The sequence below is a fragment of the Rhodobacter sp. P2_H5 genome (assembly GCF_056403335.1).
In genome coordinates this window covers 1-2466 of sequence record NZ_JBFUFS010000042.1, presented here as the reverse complement: position 1 = coordinate 2466, position 2466 = coordinate 1, and the positions used below count along the sequence as shown (strand labels likewise).

Genomic DNA, 2466 nt, shown 5'->3' with positions numbered 1-2466 from the left:
ACGTAAGCGGTGGCTGGACAGCACGATCAGCTTAGCTTGACGGCTTGAAGTTCCATGGGAGCAGCTCGTCGAGGCGGCTTTGCGGATGGCCGTTGGCGATGGCTGTCAGGGTAGTCTTGAGATAGGCGAAGGGCTCGATGCCGTTGATCTTGCAGGTTTCGATCAGTGAGGCGATGCGGCCCCAGGCGATGCCGCCTTCGTCGTGACCGGCGAAGAGCGCGTTTTTTCGATTGAGGGTGATGGGGCGGATCAGGTTTTCGACCCTGTTGCTGTCGATCTCCACACGGCCGTCGTGCAGGAAGGTTTGTAGCCCGTCCCAGTGGTTATGGATGTAGGTCAGCTTTTCGCCCAAGCGGGATTTGGCCGAGATCTTGCGGCGCTGCGCCTGCAGCCAGTTGCCGAAGGCCGCGACAAGCGGCGCGGTGCGGGCCTGCCGGGCTGACAGGCGCTGACCGGGCGAGACGCCCCGTATGTCGGCTTCGACGGCATAGAACTCGGCGATGCGGCGCAGACCCTCGGCGGCGATGTCTGATCCGTCGCGGTCGAAGATTTCCTTGAGTTTACGCCTCGCATGCGCCCAACAGTGCGCCACCCGAATGGGCGCACCGCCCTTGCGCGAGGGCTTGGTCAGGCGGTTGTAGCCGGTATAGCCGTCGATCTGCAGGGTCCCATCGAAGCCGGTGAGGAAGGTTTCGGCATTCTCGCCCGCGCGGCCGGGGGCATAGAAGTAGACCACGCCGGGCGGGTCCTCGCCGCCCCACGGCCTGTCATCGCGGGCCAGCGCCCAAAGGTATCCGGTCTTTGTCATACCGCGCCCCGGGTCCAGCACCGGGGCAGTGGTTTCATCCATGAACAGCTTGGATGAGCGCTTCAGGTGGTCGGCCAGCCGGTCTACGATGGGCTTCAGATGGAACGCGGCCTTGCCGACCCAATCGGCCAAGACCGCGCGGTGCAGATCAAGCCCCGCCCGTGCCATGATCTGGCTCTGGCGATATAAGGGAAGGTGGTCCGCATATTTGCTAACCAGCACATGGGCGATGGTTGCCTCGGTCGGCAGGCCGCCCATGATCAGGTGGGACGGCGCTGGCGCTTGGGTCACCCCGTCGGTGCAGGTCCGGCAGGCATACTTTGGGCGCACGGTCACGATGACGCGCAGCTGTGCCGGCACAATGTCCAGCCGCTCCGAGCGGTCTTCGCCGATCTTGTGCATGACGCCGCAGCCGCAAGGGCAGATCAGGCTGTCAGGTTCGATGACCTCTTCGATGCGCGGCAGCGCGGCGGGCAGATTGCCGATGGTGCGCTTCGGCGCGGGTTTGGCCGCCCCATCGCCCGCCTTGGCGGCCCGCGTTTCCTTTTCCGTCTCAACATCGGCCAGCGCGATGGACAGGTCCTCGAATGCCAGCTGCCGTTCATCTTCAGACAGCTTTTCTGACCGCTTGCCATGCAGGGCGTGGCTAAGTTCAGCGATAAGATGCTCTTGCCGACGGGTAATTTCTGTCAGCGCCGCCACGGATTCCATCAACGCCTGAACCGCCGCGCGCTGCGCGGCAGGGATGGCGGAAAGGTCGATAGCGGGTGCGGTTTGCATGGGCTGGAGCTACCATAAAACCCCCGCAAAAACACGCCAAACCAAGCGGTTGATTCACTCTGCCGCAGCCGGCGGGCGTGCCTCCAACGCCTTGACCTTGCGCCAGTCGAGACCGGCAAATAGCGCCTCGAACTGGGCATGGTTCAACATCATGACCCCATCCTTGATCGCGGGCCAGGTGAAGGTCGCATCCTCAAGCCGCTTGTAGGCCATTACCAGACCGGTGCCGTCCCAGTAGAGCAGCTTCAGCCTGTCCGCCCGGCGCGAGCGAAAGACAAAGACCGTCCCGGTGAATGGATCCTGGCGCAACACAGACGACACCAGCGCTGCCAACCCGTCATGACCCTTGCGGAAGTCGATGGGCTTGGTCGCGACCAGAACCCGCACCAGGTTGGACGGGAACATCATCGGCTGGCCACCAAGGCACGCACGACCGAGGCAATCCGCTCCGCCGTGGCACCCGCTTCCAGACGGATCACTACCGCGCCCGCAACAATCTCGGGCCGGACTGCGGTGTCAGTGTCTCCATTCGGGGCTTCACCAACCGGGCCGACCATCAGTGCCGCAAACTCAACCGGATCCTCCGGCGCAGGCAGCACCAGCCGCCCTTTCCGCGCCAGCGTTCGCCACGACGACACATGGTTCGCGGGCAAGCCATGCCGACGCGCCACTTCGTTGACCGTCGCGCCCGGCAGCAGCGTCTCCGCGACCACCCGCGCCTTCACCTCATCCGGCCACTTCCGGTTCCGGCGGCCTCGGCCACCAACCGGGAGAACCTCCAATGTAGCCTCCATGGAGAAACTCCGTCCTTATCTTCACTGTGCTCCAATGAGCCAATCAGGACAAAGGCTGGAAGGTGGGCGCCAGGCGCCGCTTAC

The 2466-nt window shown here is 64.1% G+C and carries 3 protein-coding genes; all 3 read right to left on the bottom strand.

Features of this window, described 5'->3' with window-relative positions:
- Window positions 1-31: 31 nt before the first annotated feature.
- From tnpC to tnpA, 3 genes are read right to left on the bottom strand one after another with little or no spacing between them, the layout of a single operon-like run.
- The gene (gene tnpC / locus AC1DVR_RS23260; RefSeq protein WP_478003001.1) at window positions 32-1588 is read right to left on the bottom strand and encodes an IS66 family transposase; all 1557 of its coding nucleotides are present in this window, start codon (window positions 1586-1588) and stop codon (window positions 32-34) included.
- A 54-nt stretch (window positions 1589-1642) separates the two neighbouring features.
- Window positions 1643-1996, bottom strand: coding sequence for an IS66 family insertion sequence element accessory protein TnpB (gene tnpB / locus AC1DVR_RS23255; RefSeq protein ID WP_478003000.1), 354 nt, complete (start codon window positions 1994-1996; stop codon window positions 1643-1645).
- Window positions 1993-2382, bottom strand: coding sequence for an IS66-like element accessory protein TnpA (tnpA, locus tag AC1DVR_RS23250; RefSeq protein WP_055454011.1), 390 nt, complete (start codon window positions 2380-2382; stop codon window positions 1993-1995). The genes tnpB and tnpA overlap by 4 nt, the downstream gene beginning before the upstream one ends.
- Between the last annotated feature and the right edge of the window lie 84 nt (window positions 2383-2466).